The sequence below is a fragment of the Mucilaginibacter sp. KACC 22063 genome, from assembly GCF_028736115.1.
Lineage (GTDB): Bacteria > Bacteroidota > Bacteroidia > Sphingobacteriales > Sphingobacteriaceae > Mucilaginibacter.
The window spans coordinates 3858404-3876155 of sequence record NZ_CP117877.1; the positions used below are offsets into that span (position 1 = coordinate 3858404).

The window sequence follows — 17752 nt, forward strand, 5'->3', positions numbered from 1 at the left end:
ACTTTAAAATATTAAATATTAACGGGCGCCGAAAGGGCGCCTTTTTTGTTATCTATTTTTTACATAAACACCTATAAATCAGTTTGATGTTTTAATAGTTTTGGTTATTTTTATACTATTAACCCTAACCATTACAATTATGATCTCTCAAATCAACCTGATTTCTAATACCGAAGACGCGGTGTTAGATTTCCACTTTGGCACTTCTCAAACCTTTTATTTTAAGGTAGAAATTCAGGACAGCAATGGCAATCCTTTATTTACTGACAATGGGCAATGGAACGGCAAAACAAGCTTTGATCTGGGTAGTCCAACTTCTTTAATCGGCAACTACCTGGTCATATACTGGAGTTGCCTTGATCTAAACGGCGCAGGAAACCCATTTAATGCCTTAGCCATTGTTAGTCAGAACAATAAAAAATGCGCAGAACCACAGGTGTTTAAAGGCACAAGCATAGCAAACGGCAATGTGGATATGACTACAGCCAAAATTTTTAAAGCAGGCATATGAAAAAATTAATACTTGCATTAGTTTGCCTTGCTGCTTACTCAATTTGCGCTAAGGCACAAACCAACAATGCATCAAAATCGCTTGACACCAGTACGGTGGCCAAAACAATTGAGGCGGGCTGGGGAACATTGAATTATAGTGTGCCGGAGTCGCCGGCATTTAAAATATTAGGCACCAGCCCAAGCAGTATTATGCGGCCTACGTCAACCCGTAACATTGCTTTTTCAATAGGTAACTATTTTTTAAATAACGGCGCTACTATTCCGCAAAATCTGGCAGTGGAAATATCGCCAGCATTATTTGATCCCCATTTGAGCCTTACTAAATTCAGGCAAAACAGGTTTTGGTACACTTCGGCATTATCTGTTGGTACTAAAGTAAATACAGATAAAAGTTACGCGATAGCAGTTGGTGTAAAATTCAAACTACTTGACGAACAGGATTTACGGATGAATGATGTACTTATTAAAAAATTTGATGAATACGGTCCTAATTTGGTTAACGCTTTTGCAAATGCAGTAAAAACAGTTACCCGGCAACTAAAGGCCAATGACCCGACAAATACTGTAGACTTCCCTACTTATAGCCAGAATGTTGCAGATGCTTATCGCGATACCGCCAATGCAAAGCATGCGATGATAAAGAAATTGATAGATGCTGAGATCAACAGTTCTTTTGATGTAACCAAGATCTCAAAATTCAGGGACAGTATTAAAAAAGCCAACTGGAACAAACCCATATGGGATTTAGGCTTTGCCAGCTTATTTAATTCTAAGGATTCGCTTTTGCGCAACATTAAGGCTTTTTCAAAAATTGGTTTATGGACAACCTTTGGTGCGCCGCTTGGTGCTAAAGGGCAATTGCTGATCGGCTTATCTGCACAGCTAAAAGACAGCCTTAGCCGCAGCCTTAACATCGGCACGCTAAATATTGGCTCAAGGGCTTATTATGGTTCAAACGACCTGAAGGGCTTTATTGAGGCCAATGCCAATATGGAAACCCATCAGTCCGGAATATATAAAGCCAGCCTGGGTATAGAGACTACCTTTTTCGGTGGTATGTGGGTCGACTTTAGTTTAGGATTCAGTAAACAGGGCGGCTCGAAGGCAGTATTTACACCTGGCTTTAATCTGCTCTTTGGTAATCCTGAGAAAAAGAATGCAGGCAGTTAAAAAAAACAAATCAGGCTGCAAAGTGCAGCCTGATTTGTTAGTATAAATATTTTTTGATTGCTTTTTGCCAGCGGTCGTACCCTTCCTTTTTCAAATGTAGGTAGTCTGGTTTAAACAAAGATGAATCAGGTAATGAAGTTGCTTTGTCATATAGCACAGTGTTAACATCAATGTACTTCACATTACTATGATGGCTGATAAAATCTTTAATCAGGCTGTTAGTTGCATCTACATCTGCATAATGCGCTGCACGGCTAGGGCTTTTCTTAATGGATAACCAATACGTTGTACTGCCGGGCAGTTTCTGCTGAATCATGTTATACAGCGTAACAAAATCCTGGTAAACCTGCTGCGGTGTACGATTAGCGTTCAGGTCATTTTCTCCGGCATAAATAAATATATGCTCTGGCTGGTACGGAAACAAAATATAATTAGTGTAATACTTCACCCATTGTTCAAGGGTTGATCCGCCAACACCGCGCTTTAAAACGCGTTTATCCGGAAAACGCTGCTCAAGGTCGCCCCATAATCTGATTGACGAACTGCCGATAAACAGGTTGCCTCCTGGCTTAGGAAAATGCAGGCTGTCGGCTGTTTTAAATGCCCTGATCTCGTTATCAAACGGAAAACCGCTTTGAGCATGGCCGGGCTTAGCTGCCCATACCAGCAGCGCAATAAGGATTAGTTTTAGCTTCATATCAGATTTTATGATTGTGCAAGTCTTTCTTCAAAAAACAAAAATGGCAAAAAGCTTTCACTTCCCTGCACTACCCACAGCGGCCCGTCCTGGCAAAATAAAATAATCTTTAATTTTTGATCCTGCTTTTTCTCATATTCTGCAATTACCTGCAGGCACGAGCCGCAAGGCGTTACAGGCCTTGTCAAAGTAAAATCATCCGTATAAGCAGTAATAGCGATACTTTCAATTGGGTCTTCAGGATAATTAGCCCCCCAATGGAACAGCGCAACCCTTTCGGCACATAAACCCGAAGGGTAAGCCACGTTTTCCTGGTTGCTGCCATAAACGATACGCCCGCTTTGTAATTTAAGCGCCGCGCCTACTCTGAAATTAGAATATGGAGAGTGTGATTTTTTTAATGCTTCAGTTGCCTCAAGGCATAACGCGCGGTCTGCTTCATTAAGCTGCGCAGGGTTATCATATTCCTCAAAGCTTATTTTTATTTCGTGTTTATTCATTATCAGTAGCCCTTGTAAAAGAAGGGGATACAATATAAGGAATTGAATTGATAAAAAGAAGTAACGATAATAGTCAAAGTGTTCATTCTCTAAATCCTGAAAAAGTTTGCCGGTTTACCGGTTAGCCTTAGATAGCATTTACCAGATCTGTCCCAGCCTACGCAATTTGACCGTTCGGTGATTGCAGCTTACCTTAGCTACTTAACGATACCTTACATTAATGCCGTTTTCAAAAAAACACTTTGCTTTACTATTATCCCTGTTTGTTATTTGCACCCAACAATTATCAGCGCAAACAGATACCAGGCCGATAATTATCGGCTTGTCGGAAGCGTTTTATTCAAAAGTTTTAAATGAAACCAGAACCATCAATATCTATTTACCGGAAGGGTACAACCCAACCGATACGCTAAAATATCCGGTAATTTACATTCCTGATGGCGGCGAAGATGAAGATTTTATCCACCTTACGGGTATTATCCGCTTCGATACCCAGGCTTGGGTAAACCGGGTTCCGCAGTCGATTGTGGTAGGTATTAAAAATGTTAACAGAAGGCGCGATTTTACTTTCCCGGTCAACAATCTCGATTTCCTGGAAAAGACCGGCTTTAAAAAAGACCTGTTCCCCAAATATGGCGGCTCAACAAAATACATTGCCTTTCTTGAAAAAGAACTACAGCCCTATATTGCAAAAAAGTACAAAGCAAGCACCAATCGTACCATTATCGGCGAATCAATGGCAGGACTGTTGATTACCGAAATTGCACTAAACCATCCCTCCTTATTTAACACTTATATTATTGTAAGCCCCAGTTTGTGGTGGGGCGGCGAAGCCTTACTGCATCAACCCAATGCACTACTGCAAAACAAAATGCATAAGCCGGTTAATATTTATATAGGTGCCCCTAACAAAAAAGAAGACGAGCAAATGTATATCGATGCACAAGGCCTTTACAATATGCTTAAGGCGGATACCAACATCAGGTTGTTTTTTGATTATTTACCAGATGAGTCGCACGCCACTGTACTGCACCAGGCTGCATATAATGCGTTTAAAATGATTTATTCGAAAACAGGCCTTTAAATAATCTTATAAATTTCGTAACCACTTGTTGCTTTGCCCCCCCCGTAAGTTAGCAATACCTGTAAATGCCGCAACAAGCCCGAGGTCACATTACAGCACGGTTATTTTAAGACATTTATAGATGCCTACAAAGAGTTACCTCCCTTGGAAGGGTTAAGAAAACTCAGACAGAATCAATAATAAGCACTTACATTATTATATGTGAGATGCCGAAACAAGTTCGGCATGACGAATGAATAAAAAAAGCCCACCAAAAAGGTGAGCTTATCTTGTCTGTTATTCTCGTCTCTTGCTTCTAACTATGCAGCAACTTCTTCTTGTGCAATCAGCGGATTTACGTTTTCGTCATCCTTTTCTACACGCAGGTTTTGAACGATATGCTGCTGACGGGTCGGGGTATTTTTACCCATAAAGTATTCGAGCAATCCTTTAATGTTGGCGTCTTTTAAAATCACCGGATCAAGGCGCATGTCTTTACCAATGAATAAACCAAATTCCTCAGGCGATATCTCACCCAAACCTTTGAAACGGGTAATCTCTGGTTTGTTTCCTAACTTGGCTATGGCATTACGACGCTCTTCGTCACTGTAACAATAAATGGTTTCCTTCTTATTACGCACCCGGAACAGCGGTGTTTGCAGAATAAAAACATGCCCTGCCTTTACAAGATCCGGGAAAAACTGCAGGAAGAAGGTCATCATCAGCAATCTGATGTGCATACCGTCCACATCGGCATCGGTAGCTATTACTATGTTGTTATAGCGCAAACCATCTAATCCATCCTCAATGTTCAGCGCGTGCTGCAACAGGTTAAACTCTTCGTTTTCATAAACCACTTTTTTGGTAAGCCCAAAGCAGTTAAGCGGTTTACCTTTAAGGCTGAAAACGGCCTGTGTCATTACATCGCGCGATTTGGTGATAGATCCGCTGGCCGAATCACCTTCTGTAATAAACAAAGTGGTATCGCGGCGGCGTTCGTGGTTTTCTTCGAAATGCAACTTGCAATCGCGCAGTTTACGATTATGTAATGATGCTTTTTTGGCACGTTCGTTTGCCAGTTTTTTTATACCTGCTATATCTTTACGCTCACGTTCTGATTGTAAAATACGTTTTAACAGCGCATCGGCAGTTGCCTGGTTCTTATGCAGGTAATTATCAAGTTCTGTTTTAACAAAATCATTAATAAAGCCGCGTACAGTTGGCCCATCCGGCCCCACATTTTGCGAGCCAAGCTTGGTTTTGGTCTGCGACTCAAAAACAGGTTCCTGCACTTTTATGGCAATGGCGCCTACAATTGAAGCACGAACATCTGACGCATCAAATTCCTTTTTATAAAACTCCCGCACGGTTTTAACAACAGCTTCGCGGAAAGCTGCCTGGTGCGTACCGCCCTGCGTAGTGTGCTGGCCGTTAACAAATGAATAATACTCCTCTCCGTATTGCTGCCCGTGGGTCATGGCTATTTCTATATCCGTACCCTTAAGGTGGATGATGGGGTAACGCAAGGTTTCCGCATCGGTATTACGCAGCAAAAGGTCATGCAAACCTTTTTCCGAAAAATATTTTTGTCCGTTAAAGTTTACAGTAAGCCCGGCATTCAGAAAAACATAATTCCAGATCATGTTTTCTACAAACTCGGGTATAAAGCGGTAGTTGCGGAAAATGGAATCGTCGGGGATAAAATTGATAGCAGTACCATTACGCTGCGTGGTTTCCTTTTCAGGCTCATCACGTACAAGCTCGCCTTTGGTAAACTCAGCTATTTTAGTACGTCCGTCACGGTAAGATTGTACGATAAATGCACTGGAAAGTGCATTTACTGCTTTTGTACCCACACCGTTTAAGCCTACCGACTTTTGAAACGCCTTGCTATCGTACTTACCACCGGTATTGATCTTTGAAACGCAATCAATTACCTTACCTAAAGGTATACCGCGGCCATAATCGCGTACAGATACCTTATGGTCGCTCATATTAATATCGATGGTCTTTCCGGCACCCATTACAAACTCATCAATAGAGTTATCTACGATCTCTTTCAGCAATACATACACACCGTCGTCATAAGCAGAACCATCACCAAGCTTACCGATATACATACCCGGGCGCAGGCGGATGTGCTCTTTCCAGTCGAGCGAGCGTATACTGTCTTCACTATAATTAACTTCCATAAAATCGGGTTATACGTAGTACGTTAAGCAAATAACGCCATACGCAAGTCTTCTTGCAATTTAACTTATCAAGATATTAACATGCCTGCGGGTGCAGGCGCTTGATATACAAAGTTAACAATATTAAATGACGTATACCCGGATTGGGTAAGGCTTACTTAAACTTAATGCAATTGCGAGCCTTGTCAATCTCCTTGAAAAAATCGGGGCCTTTATCATTTGTTAAGCAAACAGCCATTAAGGCACCTGCCTTATTTTTTTGCAGGGTAATGATCAAAGCATATTTATAATGCTTTGTAGCAGGCGAATCATTCAGGTTTAACAGATATGATTTACCCACATCGGCATTATACTGGTTAAGTATGCGGTCTGTAAGATTACGAACAAAATAAGCGTTATCGGCACTAAAAGCGCTCACCTGCTCTTTACCAAGGCTGATGTATGCCGAATCTGGGTTGGTGTAAATACGGGTAATGCTTTTGTAGGGTTTAACAGCAAACCATATTTCAACCGAATGATCTGGCAGGGCAATAGCATAATCATATGTTAATTCTTCGCTGTTAACGGGTACTGTTTCTTTAAAGCCTTCAGGAAGGGTAAAGGTAACGCTGGCGTCAGACGCGGTGCGGTTGAAATCTCTTGATTGCTTGCTTACTTGAACAAATCTCATCTGCCCATACGACAGATGATGACATAGCAGCGCAGCAACTATGACAACAATAAGTTTTGATTGTCTAATAATAGCTTTCATTAATCAGGGTTGCTCAAAGGTACAGGTTAATACATTATGCTCACTAATATAGTATATAATTTACATTACTATTATTGATGATGAACAATCGTATAACCGGATAATATTTTTAATATATAATCAAATGTCTGATACCTGTTAAATATCAGCATGGTGATATACGTAAAAACCTATAGAAGGTTATAACTTAAAAAGGTTTAATTTATAACAGTAATATTTACTTCTTTTCACCAGCCCTTCATAATAACAGGATGCTTTTAAAATGTATGTGTAACAAACGCCTTTTTTAAGCTATTACTCGTATTTTTGCTATTTGTAAAATGCATACACATTTTAGTATTACTTAAACAAGTAACCCGAATAATTACAGGGATAATAGATAATGTATGCATTTATAATTATTTTAATGCCCTGAATAATTGCCCGTATTAAATGCAAGAAATAATTTATTAATGACGCCATTTGTTTATCATCATACGCTCTTATATAAAGGTGGCCGCTTCTTGTTTTTTACAAGCATTATATTAATGCTTGCCATATTTAAACCTCAAAATGTTTTAGCACAAACCCAAACAGCAGATCAGCTGGTGCAGAGCGCCAATGCCCGTGTAAACCAAAAAGATTACAAAGGCGCCATTGAAGACTTTACGCAGGCTATTGCATTAAACCCAAAGAACTTAGCTGATATCTATTTTTACCGCGCAAATGCGCATGCCGCCATACAGGAGAATGAAGCTGCGGTTGAGGATTTTACTAAGGCGCTTGAACTTAATCCTAAAATGGCCGATGCTTATTATTACCGTGCTAACGCCCATGCCAATAACAGGGCTTATGTAAATGCCATTGAAGACTATACTAGGGCAATCAGCATGAAACCGCAAAATGCCGACCTGTATCATTACCGCGCAAATGCCAAAACCAATATTGGTGATAATGCAGGTGCAATAGCTGATTTCACCCACGCTATCGTACTGACACCAAAGAATTACGAATTGTATATGTATCGCGGTTTGGCTAAAGCCAACATTAAAGATAATATAGGTGCTGTAGCCGATTACAACATAGCAGTTAAATTAAATCCTAATAATGCCGACCTGTTATACTATCGTGCAAATTCAGAAGCTACATTACAACGCTACACAGCAGCAATAGCCGACTTTACGCGTTCAATACAGTTAAACCCTAACCGGGCAGAAGCATTCCTTTACAGAGCCAATGCCAAGATGAACATTCATGATAATGCAGGAGCTATAGAAGATTATAAACGTGCCGCCGTTTTAAACCCCAATATTGCAGAGATCTACCATTACATGGGCAACGCCCGTACCAATGCCGCAGATAACAGAGGGGCCATAGCTGATTTTACGAAAGCGCTGGAGTTAAATCCCAACAACCCCGAACTTTATTTATACAGGGGTATTGCTAAAAATAATGTGAATGACAAAACCGGCGCAATGGCCGATTTTGATAAGGCCATTGAACTTAATCCCAGGCTAATCGAGGCTTATCAAAACCGCGCAGGCTTACGCATTGGCAACAAAGATTACGATGGTGCTTTTGCTGATGCCGATACGATCATAAAATTTAATCCGAGGTCTGAAAGGGCTTATATCATCCGTGGCTCTGCCAAGTATTCACTTAAAGATACGGTAGGCTCTTTAGCTGATTTTACAGCAGCCATAAACCTTAACCCCACAAGCGATTATGCCTACCTTGAGCGTGGCAAAGCCAAACGCGACCTACAGGATTATCGTGGCGCCATTGCTGACTTTAACAAGGCCATTTCATTAAAGCCACAAAACTCTGAAGTGTATATTAACCTGGCAATGGCCAAGGTTAAGCTGAGGGACTATAACGGCGCCATTGCCGATTATGAAAAGGTGCTACAAATGGATCCGAAAAATATGGATGCCTATGTAAAACTAACTACTGCCCTTACCCTTGCAAAGGATTATACAGATGCTATTAAGCTGATTAATACCGGGCTAAAGATAAACCCTAAAAATGCCGATCTATATGTGAGGCGCGGTATACTGCGCGATGCCATGCAAAATACCCGCGAGGCCTTGCTTGATTTTGACCGTGCTATTTTGATTGACAGTAACTCGTTTGAAGCTTATACCTGGCGTGGCAATGCCCGCGTGCATAATAAAGATTTTGAAGGAGCCTTTGCCGACCTTAACAAGGCCATGTCATTACGCACAACGGAAGATAATATGATCTTTTACGCCAATGCTAAAGTGGCTAATAAAGATTTTGGCGGTGCAATGGAAAGCTTTGACAAGGCCATTGATGAGTTTCCGAAAAGTGCTAAAATTTATATGGCGCGCGGACTTGCACGCAGTATTATGCCCGACTCAACAGGCGTTTTTGATGATTTTTCGAGGGCGATAGAACTGGAACCCAACAACGAGGACATTTATGTAAAACGCGGCATGGCCCGTATGAACCTCAAAGATACCATCAACTCGGAGCAAGACTATAATACGGCGCTATACTTTAACCCACGCAATGGCGATGCCTATTACAATCGCGGCATGGTAAAATACTATCTTAAAGATTACCGCGGTGCCATGCTGGATTTTAACATGACCATACAACTTGAACCCGATGCCAAGGCAGGTTATATTAAGCGCGGCGATTTAAAAGTTACCACCAAAGATTTTAAAGGTGCCTTTACTGATTATACCCAGGCGCTTACCATTGACCCTAAGGACCGGGCGGTTTATCTATCGCGGGGGTTATTACGCATCAAGTACCTCAATGATAAAAATAATGGCTGCTATGACCTGAGTAAATCAGGGGAACTGGGCCTGAAAGAAGCCTATGACGCCATTCGCAAATTCTGCAACTAAATACCCTAATCAGTAAATAGTACCATACATACACGTTTTAGCACCACAACTGTAAGTGGTAATCATGGTATATTTGTATATCATGAAAAAAGATTTTCCGGTATATGATATTTGCACGCTTTCTGAATTTAAACAGGACGACATCCTGATCAGCAGGTTTGCGCCATACCTGGATACACACAAAAATCTTTATTTACCGCATAAGCATAACTTTTACCATCTTGTCCTTTTTACCGAAGGCAGCGGCTCACATGCCATCGACTTTCATACATTTAAGGTAAACCCTTTTCAGATCTATTTTATGATACCCGGGCAGGTGCATAGCTGGGCTTTCAAAGGCAGTGTAGATGGTTATGTCATTAATTTCTCTGTGTCGTTTTTCCAATCGTTACTTTTAAAACCCGATTACCTGGATCAGTTTCCGTTTTTTAGCGGCCTGGCAGAACAAGGGGTGATTGAGGTACCGGCAGAACTGCATGATTATTTTACCAATTTATTTGAGCAAATCATAGCAGAAAATGAAACACCACAGCGCATGGCGATAGACATGGTTAAAGCATTGATGCTACAGGTGTTTATTACTACAGGCAGGTTGTGCCTTGATAACCAGCCCCAGCATGTAACTCCTTATAACTATACTTTGCTGCGCAATTTTCAGAAACTGATTGAGCAAAATTTCACTCACCTGAAACTGCCAAAAAATTATGCAGAACTGCTTTACATCACTCCGAATCATTTAAATGCACTTTGTAATGATGTAATGGGCATGCCAGCCGGGGAAATGATACGTAACCGTATAGCGCTTGAGGCCAAACGCCTGCTGGTAAACATGAGCCTGACCATAGCTGAGATTGCAGACAAGCTGAACTTTGCCGACAACTCCTATTTTACCAAGTTTTTCAAAAAGCAGGCTGGCCTTACTCCGGAAGAATTCAGAAAAAAAGCATTAAACAACATATAACATGAAAACGCTAAGTTTAGACAAATCAGCCCCAACAATTCCGGCATCTACTGCAGCATTACACGCTAAATGCCCTAAATGCCGGGTTGGTAACATGTTTGCAAACGGCTTGTACAGCTTTAGCGGACAAAAAATGAATACCGACTGCCCGCATTGTGGTTTTCACTTTGAAATTGAGCCGGGGTACTTTTATGTGGCCATGTTTGTAAGTTATGCGTTAAATGTAGCCGAAATGGTTACACTGGCCGTTGCCACCTATATATTATCAGGCAGCGAATCGCCATGGTTATATGCAGCTATATTGTTAAGCGTAGCATTTATATTATCGCCTATAAATTTCAGGTACTCAAGGGTAGTGCTTTTATACTGGTTAACACCTGGCCTTCATTATGATCCGCGCCGGTCAAAACCACATGATGAAATATCTTCTGCTGCCTGAAATAAAACCTGTAGCTATTAAATTACCCACAAGTGAGTATTGCTAATAACTGTTGATATGACGTTATTTAGCATAACGATATCAACACCCCTTTTGCGCTATTACAGCGTTTACGTTTAGTTTTGTAGCCGGTTAGCAATTAACCGGCTATATTTTTTATATAGCCGCAACTTTTTAACAGCTTAAAAGTTATGCTAATAATGGAACGATTCAGCATAGAGATTAAGCGTAATAAAGATACCCTGCAATTTGAAGTAGCAGATTACCTGCACCACAACGGCGAACACTGCAAGTTTGAAGTTTATCACAACAATGAATTTGTAGCCAGCTTTGAGCCTGATCAGCATAAATTTTTGCATGTATGCAAAGACACCGGGAAATTGGATGAAAAAACTATGAATTTACTTTGCGATAAGCTGGAGCATATCCATATTTAAAACTAAAAACCACATATTGCAGTAAACAAAATTGTTGTGATTGTTATCTTAGCAATAAATCAAGCTTAGCCATGACTGTTATTGAAAACGAATTTTTAAAGGTTAGTATCCGCTCCCAAGGTGCCGAGATGGTTTCTGTTTACAACAAACAGGCTGGCATTGAACATTTATGGCAAGCCGATCCTAAAATATGGGGCTGGCATGCGCCCAACCTATTCCCTGTAGTTGGCGGGCTGATAGATAACCAACTGCACGTTGATGGTAAAAGCTATCCCATGCAACGTCATGGCTTTACACGCCCTTCGGAGTTTAAACTTTCGGAAGCGACGCGTACACATGCTTTATTTTCGTTGCCGTACTCTGAAAACACATTATCCGCCTATCCTTATAAATTCAACTTCCAGATCATTTACGATTTGATTGATAACGCATTGCGCGTTACTTACAAGGTCATCAATCATGATCAGCAGCCTATTTATTTTTCTGTTGGCGGTCATCCGGCATTCAATGTCCCTTTTAATGGCGAGGGTAACTACCAGGATTATTACCTGGAGTTTGAAACCACAGAAAATCTGCATACACACATGCTATCGGCAGATGGCTTTTTTACAGGCGAAACCCGCCCGGTTGCTTTGGATGGCAACAAACTGCATTTAAACCATGATCTTTTTAAAGATGATGCACTGGTGTTTAAAGATCTAAAGTCGCGCATGGTTACCATCAAAAGCGACAAGCACCCTGCTACCCTATCGGTTGAATTTCCGCATTTTAATTACCTGGGTATTTGGGCTAAACCCGGTGCCGATTTTGTTTGTATAGAACCCTGGCTGGGATGCGCCGATACAGAAGGAAAACCTGTAGATATCAAAGAAAAAGAGGCGATACAAAAGCTGGTTTACGGGCATGTTTTTGAAGCAGCTTACTATATAAGTATATAACCCTAAAGGCAATAATTAGCTTTAATTTAAGTTTAAACTTAACTCATTACTAAAACTTGCCTTTATGAACACAGCACCAACAGAGCGCTTCTCTGATCGGGTTGAAAATTATGTACAATATCGTCCTGGTTATCCGCAGCAGGCTATCGATTTTTTAATAGACGAGTTTAATCTTTCCTCATTATCTGTAGTTGCCGATATCGGATCAGGCACGGGCATTTTTACCAAGTATCTGCTAAATCATGTGTATCGTGTATTTGCCGTTGAACCCAACGAGCCGATGCGCATGGCAGCAGAGGAACATCTGAGCCAATACACAAACGTAACATCTGTTGCAGGCACGGCAGAACACACTAATTTACCTGCAGGCAGTATTGATCTGATCACCAGCGCAACAGCTTTTCATTGGTTTGATGTTGAACAAGCCCGTGATGAATTTAAGCGTATCCTGAAGCCTGACGGCGCAGTAGCCTTATTATGGAATGTAAAGAACCCTGATGCTGATGAATTTTCTGTGGCTTACAAGAATTTGGTTGACCAATATACCATTGACGCTGATGAAAAAGCCGGGCTTTTAAACGGCCAACGCCTGAAAGATTTCTTTGCTAACGGAGAATATAAAACCACCAGTTATCCTAACCAACAGGTTTTCGACCAGGCCGGACTAATCGGGCGGTCGTTTTCATCATCTAATGCACCCCTGCCTTATACTCTCGATGGCAACCGCTTCACCAATGATTTAAAAGATCTGTTTCACCAATATCAGGTTGAGAGTACGGTTACGTTGCACTATAATACGATGGTGTATACGGGCAGGGTGTAAGCATTTTTTAGTTGCGATAGCCAATTAATTTGTCATTCCGAACGTATGTGAGGAATCTAAAATGTTGATAAAACAAAGAATTTGTTATTTTACTTCAGATTCTTCACTTCGTTCAGAATGACAAGGGCGAATAATCCTTAAAACAACCCTAACTGTATATCATCAGGATTGGTGATTTCTAAATCCACCTTCTTTGCCGGCTTTTCGTCTGTTGTTTCATCCTGTTTTTCAGGAGGGACATCACCTTCTGGTTTTGCTTCTACTGATGTAACAGTTGGTTCGGTATCTTCAACTGAATCTGGTGCCGGGTCAGGTACGTCTTCCGGATCATCATGTTCCGCAATCAGTTCAACTGTTTGCACTGTATGGGCAGACAAGCGGTTCCCCATGGCTTTCATGCCTTTCACGTCAATCAGATCAGCAAGGTTAAGCTCTACCAATTCTTTAACTTCCGACTTACCTTTAAGCTGTTCTACTTTTACAACTGGTTGTGCTGCTCCAGAAATCAGTATCAGTTTAGAGCCACTTTCTTCGCTGATAATTGAGGTCTGACGGCCAATGGCGGTGTTTTCAAACATGAAGCGCTTAACCATGTAATTTTTAGACTTACCATCGAAATGCACAACCGAATAAACCTTTTCAGCATTGTACTTTTCGATCAGGATCATCTTATCATCAAAGTGGTTATTGAGATCAAAACTGGTTAACTCGTAAATACCGTTCGACATTACGGTAAGTATCCGGTCTTCGCCATCAAACTCACCCAGGTAAGTCCCACGCCCATCAGCATTCAACCTGCGTAATACATCATCGTACCATATTTTACGTCCTGCCAATGTTGATACACCTTTGCTTTTCAGCACGATCTTTTTAACCGGGTATTTAGTAACGATATTACCCATACTACCACGGCCTTTAATCGCGATCTCGGCAAAGTCCTCGTCAAATTGCAGCTTCTTTAATTTAGAATGCGGTTTTAACTGGATGTTGACTACTTCGGCCTCACCATTAGGATTTGCACTAAAGTAAAGCACTTTTGATCCCTTGCTGCCTTTGGTAAGGTCATATTCTTTATCCCTGGTTACACCGGCTACGGCAAAGCGCTTAATGTATGACACACCACTTTGGCCATCTTTATAGATCATGTTGTAGATGGTGCGCTCATCGTTCTTCTTAAACACCGCAGCATGGATAATATCCTTACCCACAAATACCTTATCCTGTACCTTGGTAATAATACAACGGCCATCACTGCGGAAAACAATGATCTCGTCAATGTCGGAGCAATCACATACAAATTCATCTTTACGCAGGCCTGTACCAATAAATCCATCCTCACGATTAACGTACAGTTTTACGTTAGCTAAGGCAACCTGGGCTGCCTCTACCCTGTCAAATGTGCGTAGTTCAGTCTTACGTTCGCGGCCTTTGCCATATTTCTCTCTCAGCTTTTCAAACCAGGCAATGGCATAATCAGTAAGATGTTTTAAATGATTTCTTACTACTTTTATTTCATCTTCAAGCGCCTTCATCTGCTCATCCGCTTTTTTAACATCAAAGCGGGTGATACTACTCATTGGCTTATCTATCAGTCGCTTGTAATCTTCAGGCAAGATCGCACGATAAAATTGATCAAAGAACGGCTCGAACAATTTATTCAATACCTCAACCACAGCATCAAAATTTCCTGAATTTTCATAATCAGGATTTTTGTACATGCCTTCCTGGATGAAAATCTTAAGCAGCGAGCTGAAGAATATTTTTTCCTGTAATTCTTTCAGCCTGATCTCCAGCTCCTGTTTTAACAAATCTTTGGTAAACAGCGTACTTTCAGTCAGGATGTCGTTCACACTCATAAAGTGTGGCTTATCATCCTTAATTACACAGGTATTGGGTGATATGGAAACCTCACAATCCGTAAAGGCGTAAAGGGCATCAATGGTAACATCCGGAGAGATACCCGGAGCAAGATGCACCACAATCTCTACGTTTTGAGCGGTATTATCCTCAATTTTCTTGATCTTGATCTTACCCTTATCATTTGCTGATATTACGCTATCAATCAATCCGCCGGTTGTGGTAGTGAACGGAATTTCTGTTATAGCCAGCGTTTTTTTATCGCGCTCAAGTATCTTGGCACGCACGCGTACCTTACCGCCACGCTGCCCTTCGTTATAGGCAGAAGTATCAGCCATACCACCGGTCGGGAAATCGGGCATCAGATTAGAGCGATTACCACGTAAAACTTCTATCGATGCATCAATCAGCTCAATAAAGTTATGCGGCATAATCTTAGTGGCCAGGCCTACCGCAATACCATCGGCACCCTGGGCAAGCAGTAGCGGAAACTTAACAGGTAGAGTGATCGGCTCTTTATTACGCCCATCATAACTGGCCTGCCACTCTGTGGTGTCCGGATTGAAAACCACCTCACTGGCAAACTTAGATAAGCGCGCTTCGATATAACGCGGCGCAGCAGCCGAGTCGCCCGTAACCGGGTCACCCCAGTTACCCTGGCAGTCAATCAGCAGGTTCTTTTGCCCTATCTGCACCATAGCATCTCCAATGGAGGCATCACCATGCGGGTGATACTTCATGGTATTACCAATAACGTTTGCTGCTTTATTAAAGCGTCCGTCGTCCATCTCTTTCAACGAGTGCAAAATGCGTCGCTGAACGGGCTTTAATCCATCATTGATATGCGGAACGGCACGGTCTAATATTACGTATGATGCATAATCCAGAAACCAGTTCTCGTACAAACCATCCAGCGAAATGGCATTATGCATATTAGTATCTTCATTACCAGAGACAGGGAAATCTTCCGGGGTCAAATCTTCACTCATTCTTAAATACAATTCGGATTTGTAAATATAAGCAGAACGCTTAATATTAGACGCCCCTGACAGTTGTTATGGATAACATTAATACCTTGCGTAAGCAAATAATCAATTTACCCGAAATGAAAAAAGCCCTCATACTGTTAGCGTTGCCGCTTTTATTAGTAGCCTGTAAATCTGAAGTAAAAAAAATAAACCTGGCTTTACCCGACACTGTAAAATACCCTTACGTGGTTGACAGTACTTATAATTGGGAGGTAAACCCTAAGCCGGAAAATGCGCTTGTAGCCCTTAGCGCCCTTAAAGCCGAAGAAAAGTTAGATACTGCTGCTTTCAGGAAATACTTTGCCAAAAATATCGTGATCAATAAAGACGGTGTGCATATTGCCGGTTCTGTAGATCAGTTGCAGAAAAACATACAACAGCAGTTAGGTACCAACAAATCTGTTAAAATTACGGTAAACTACTGGCAGTCGCTCATTAACAAGGCTAAAACGCAGGAAGTGGTTACTACCTGGTATACTCAGTACTGGGTTGACAAAAACGGCCATGCCGATTCTGTAAGATATACTGACAACAATATTTTAAGCAACGGAAAAATAACACGTATTGATGAGTATATGATGCGTTTCCCTAAAGGGAAGTAGTTTCACAGTTCATTTCGAGTGGCAACGAGAAATCTTCTTGAACTACAGATTTCTCACATGCGTTCGAAATGACAAAAACTCTTTTCTTAATTTACCTTTAGCTTCGCTTTTATAACTGAGTCTTTTTGCGCAGGGGTAAGTTTGTAATTGAAGTTATACAAAGCGCCTTCCCAATCACCGTATGTCGGATTTGGTAATACAATGTATTTGCTGCCAAACTTTTGTTTTAACAGCTCTGTTGTTGCTTCGCGTTTATCTTCAGCAGGTCGATTATCATATAATGCATCAAAATCGGCCAGGTTATCGCCGCAAAGCAATACAATATTGTAATTAGCTAAAACCTGTTGGCGGCGGTCCTCTTTACTTGACGATTGCCCTTTTAATAAAAGGTGCGCATCATCGGCATTAGGCAAGTTAAATTTTTGCAGATTTTTTAAAGTACCGATGCGCTCATCTTCATCACGGTTGGTGATGTAAAACACCGTTACCCCTTTACTGGCCGCATACTTAAAAAAATCAGGCGCTCCAGGCACCGTATCAGCCGCCGATTGTGCCGTCCAGTGTTTCCATTTAGCGGTGCTGAAGTCTTCGTTATTGATGGCAGCGCGGGCATCCTCCGGGCTGTTATCTAACAGGGTTTCATCAATGTCGGTTACTACAGCTAAAGGCTTACCGGCTTGTTGTTTAACGGCTTCGTCGATACGAAACTTAGCCATGTTATAAGCCTGAAAACACAATGCCTTATATTCTGCCGCACGCTGCTGCCATAAGGAAGTTAAAACCTTGCCATTGTTCGCTATAGAAGCATTCGCAGAAATATGAGTTGCAACCTGATGCCTGGTGCTACAAGCCGATATAACAGCGATACAAATAATAAAAGGAGCCGTAAGTTTTTTCATATTTTGAACAGCTTAAAAGCGGTTCAA

Annotated in this window: 16 protein-coding genes; 10 read left to right on the top strand and 6 right to left on the bottom strand. The window is 41.3% G+C overall.

Features of this window, described 5'->3' with window-relative positions:
- The first annotated feature begins 139 nt into the window (after positions 1–139).
- Both PQ461_RS16685 and PQ461_RS16690 read left to right on the top strand, forming a co-directional pair.
- Entirely contained in the window at positions 140–511 is a 372-nt protein-coding gene (locus tag PQ461_RS16685; RefSeq protein WP_274206671.1) for a hypothetical protein, read from the top strand.
- Positions 508–1683 carry a hypothetical protein gene (locus PQ461_RS16690; protein ID WP_274206672.1) on the top strand — a complete coding sequence of 392 codons (1176 nt, stop codon included), beginning with the start codon at positions 508–510 and terminating at the stop codon, positions 1681–1683. Before PQ461_RS16685 ends, PQ461_RS16690 begins: the two co-directional genes overlap by 4 nt.
- Positions 1684–1720: 37 nt before the next feature.
- Here PQ461_RS16690 and PQ461_RS16695 read toward each other — a convergent pair whose 3' ends face one another.
- Together PQ461_RS16695 and PQ461_RS16700 are read right to left on the bottom strand one after the other, a co-directional pair.
- A complete protein-coding gene (locus tag PQ461_RS16695; RefSeq protein ID WP_274206673.1) occupies positions 1721–2380 on the bottom strand; it encodes a GDSL-type esterase/lipase family protein in 660 nt (219 codons plus the stop codon).
- Between the two features lie 8 nt (positions 2381–2388).
- A complete protein-coding gene (locus tag PQ461_RS16700) occupies positions 2389–2880 on the bottom strand; it encodes a cytidine deaminase (RefSeq protein ID WP_274206674.1) in 492 nt (163 codons plus the stop codon).
- A 220-nt stretch (positions 2881–3100) separates the two neighbouring features.
- Here PQ461_RS16700 and PQ461_RS16705 point away from each other — a divergent pair, with 220 nt between their 5' ends.
- Positions 3101–3964, top strand: coding sequence for an alpha/beta hydrolase (locus PQ461_RS16705; RefSeq protein ID WP_274206675.1), 864 nt, complete (start codon positions 3101–3103; stop codon positions 3962–3964).
- A gap of 299 nt (positions 3965–4263) precedes the next feature.
- Here the strand turns inward: PQ461_RS16705 and PQ461_RS16710 are convergent, their stop codons facing one another.
- Together PQ461_RS16710 and PQ461_RS16715 are read right to left on the bottom strand one after the other, a co-directional pair.
- Positions 4264–6135 carry a DNA topoisomerase IV subunit B gene (locus tag PQ461_RS16710; RefSeq protein WP_274206676.1) on the bottom strand — a complete coding sequence of 624 codons (1872 nt, stop codon included), beginning with the start codon at positions 6133–6135 and terminating at the stop codon, positions 4264–4266.
- A 154-nt stretch (positions 6136–6289) separates the two neighbouring features.
- On the bottom strand, positions 6290–6805 hold the full coding sequence (locus PQ461_RS16715) for a hypothetical protein (RefSeq protein ID WP_274206677.1): 516 nt from the start codon (positions 6803–6805) through the stop codon (positions 6290–6292).
- Positions 6806–7338: 533 nt separating this feature from the next.
- Between PQ461_RS16715 and PQ461_RS16720 the strand changes: the two genes are divergently transcribed.
- The 6 genes from PQ461_RS16720 to PQ461_RS16745 all read left to right on the top strand — a co-directional run bounded on the left by PQ461_RS16720 (position 7339) and on the right by PQ461_RS16745 (position 13339).
- Positions 7339–9741 (top strand): tetratricopeptide repeat protein, encoded by a 2403-nt coding sequence (locus PQ461_RS16720; RefSeq protein ID WP_274206678.1) that lies wholly within the window; start codon positions 7339–7341, stop codon positions 9739–9741.
- Positions 9742–9823: 82 nt separating this feature from the next.
- Positions 9824–10702 (top strand): AraC family transcriptional regulator, encoded by an 879-nt coding sequence (locus tag PQ461_RS16725; protein ID WP_274206679.1) that lies wholly within the window; start codon positions 9824–9826, stop codon positions 10700–10702.
- Position 10703: 1 nt separating this feature from the next.
- The gene (locus PQ461_RS16730) at positions 10704–11141 is read left to right on the top strand and encodes a DUF983 domain-containing protein (protein WP_274206680.1); all 438 of its coding nucleotides are present in this window, start codon (positions 10704–10706) and stop codon (positions 11139–11141) included.
- A gap of 200 nt (positions 11142–11341) precedes the next feature.
- Positions 11342–11578, top strand: coding sequence for a hypothetical protein (locus tag PQ461_RS16735; RefSeq protein WP_274206681.1), 237 nt, complete (start codon positions 11342–11344; stop codon positions 11576–11578).
- A gap of 71 nt (positions 11579–11649) precedes the next feature.
- A complete protein-coding gene (locus PQ461_RS16740) occupies positions 11650–12516 on the top strand; it encodes an aldose 1-epimerase family protein (protein ID WP_274206682.1) in 867 nt (288 codons plus the stop codon).
- 64 nt (positions 12517–12580) lie between these two features.
- Positions 12581–13339 carry a class I SAM-dependent methyltransferase gene (locus PQ461_RS16745; RefSeq protein ID WP_274206683.1) on the top strand — a complete coding sequence of 253 codons (759 nt, stop codon included), beginning with the start codon at positions 12581–12583 and terminating at the stop codon, positions 13337–13339.
- A gap of 137 nt (positions 13340–13476) precedes the next feature.
- On the opposite strand, the gene PQ461_RS16750 is transcribed toward PQ461_RS16745, so the two are convergent.
- Entirely contained in the window at positions 13477–16185 is a 2709-nt protein-coding gene (locus tag PQ461_RS16750; RefSeq protein WP_274206684.1) for a DNA gyrase/topoisomerase IV subunit A, read from the bottom strand.
- A 116-nt stretch (positions 16186–16301) separates the two neighbouring features.
- Here PQ461_RS16750 and PQ461_RS16755 point away from each other — a divergent pair, with 116 nt between their 5' ends.
- A complete protein-coding gene (locus PQ461_RS16755; RefSeq protein ID WP_274206685.1) occupies positions 16302–16826 on the top strand; it encodes a hypothetical protein in 525 nt (174 codons plus the stop codon).
- A gap of 86 nt (positions 16827–16912) precedes the next feature.
- Here PQ461_RS16755 and PQ461_RS16760 read toward each other — a convergent pair whose 3' ends face one another.
- Positions 16913–17725, bottom strand: a complete 813-nt coding sequence (locus PQ461_RS16760) for a 5'-nucleotidase, lipoprotein e(P4) family (RefSeq protein WP_274206686.1) — start codon at positions 17723–17725, stop codon at positions 16913–16915.
- Positions 17726–17752 lie beyond the last annotated feature (27 nt).

Excerpts from the sequence above, each read along its gene's own strand:
- PQ461_RS16705 (WP_274206675.1), top strand. The coding sequence starts at position 3,101 with ATGCCGTTTTCAAAAAAACACTTTGCTTTACTATTATCCCTGTTTGTT.
- PQ461_RS16690 (WP_274206672.1), top strand. The coding sequence starts at position 508 with ATGAAAAAATTAATACTTGCATTAGTTTGCCTTGCTGCTTACTCAATT.
- PQ461_RS16750 (WP_274206684.1), bottom strand. The coding sequence starts at position 16,185 with ATGAGTGAAGATTTGACCCCGGAAGATTTCCCTGTCTCTGGTAATGAA.
- PQ461_RS16715 (WP_274206677.1), bottom strand. The coding sequence starts at position 6,805 with ATGAGATTTGTTCAAGTAAGCAAGCAATCAAGAGATTTCAACCGCACC.
- PQ461_RS16695 (WP_274206673.1), bottom strand. The coding sequence starts at position 2,380 with ATGAAGCTAAAACTAATCCTTATTGCGCTGCTGGTATGGGCAGCTAAG.
- PQ461_RS16755 (WP_274206685.1), top strand. The coding sequence starts at position 16,302 with ATGAAAAAAGCCCTCATACTGTTAGCGTTGCCGCTTTTATTAGTAGCC.
- PQ461_RS16760 (WP_274206686.1), bottom strand. The coding sequence starts at position 17,725 with ATGAAAAAACTTACGGCTCCTTTTATTATTTGTATCGCTGTTATATCG.
- PQ461_RS16745 (WP_274206683.1), top strand. The coding sequence starts at position 12,581 with ATGAACACAGCACCAACAGAGCGCTTCTCTGATCGGGTTGAAAATTAT.
- PQ461_RS16735 (WP_274206681.1), top strand. The coding sequence starts at position 11,342 with ATGGAACGATTCAGCATAGAGATTAAGCGTAATAAAGATACCCTGCAA.
- PQ461_RS16730 (WP_274206680.1), top strand. The coding sequence starts at position 10,704 with ATGAAAACGCTAAGTTTAGACAAATCAGCCCCAACAATTCCGGCATCT.
- PQ461_RS16685 (WP_274206671.1), top strand. The coding sequence starts at position 140 with ATGATCTCTCAAATCAACCTGATTTCTAATACCGAAGACGCGGTGTTA.
- PQ461_RS16720 (WP_274206678.1), top strand. The coding sequence starts at position 7,339 with ATGACGCCATTTGTTTATCATCATACGCTCTTATATAAAGGTGGCCGC.
- PQ461_RS16725 (WP_274206679.1), top strand. The coding sequence starts at position 9,824 with ATGAAAAAAGATTTTCCGGTATATGATATTTGCACGCTTTCTGAATTT.
- PQ461_RS16740 (WP_274206682.1), top strand. The coding sequence starts at position 11,650 with ATGACTGTTATTGAAAACGAATTTTTAAAGGTTAGTATCCGCTCCCAA.
- PQ461_RS16700 (WP_274206674.1), bottom strand. The coding sequence starts at position 2,880 with ATGAATAAACACGAAATAAAAATAAGCTTTGAGGAATATGATAACCCT.
- PQ461_RS16710 (WP_274206676.1), bottom strand. The coding sequence starts at position 6,135 with ATGGAAGTTAATTATAGTGAAGACAGTATACGCTCGCTCGACTGGAAA.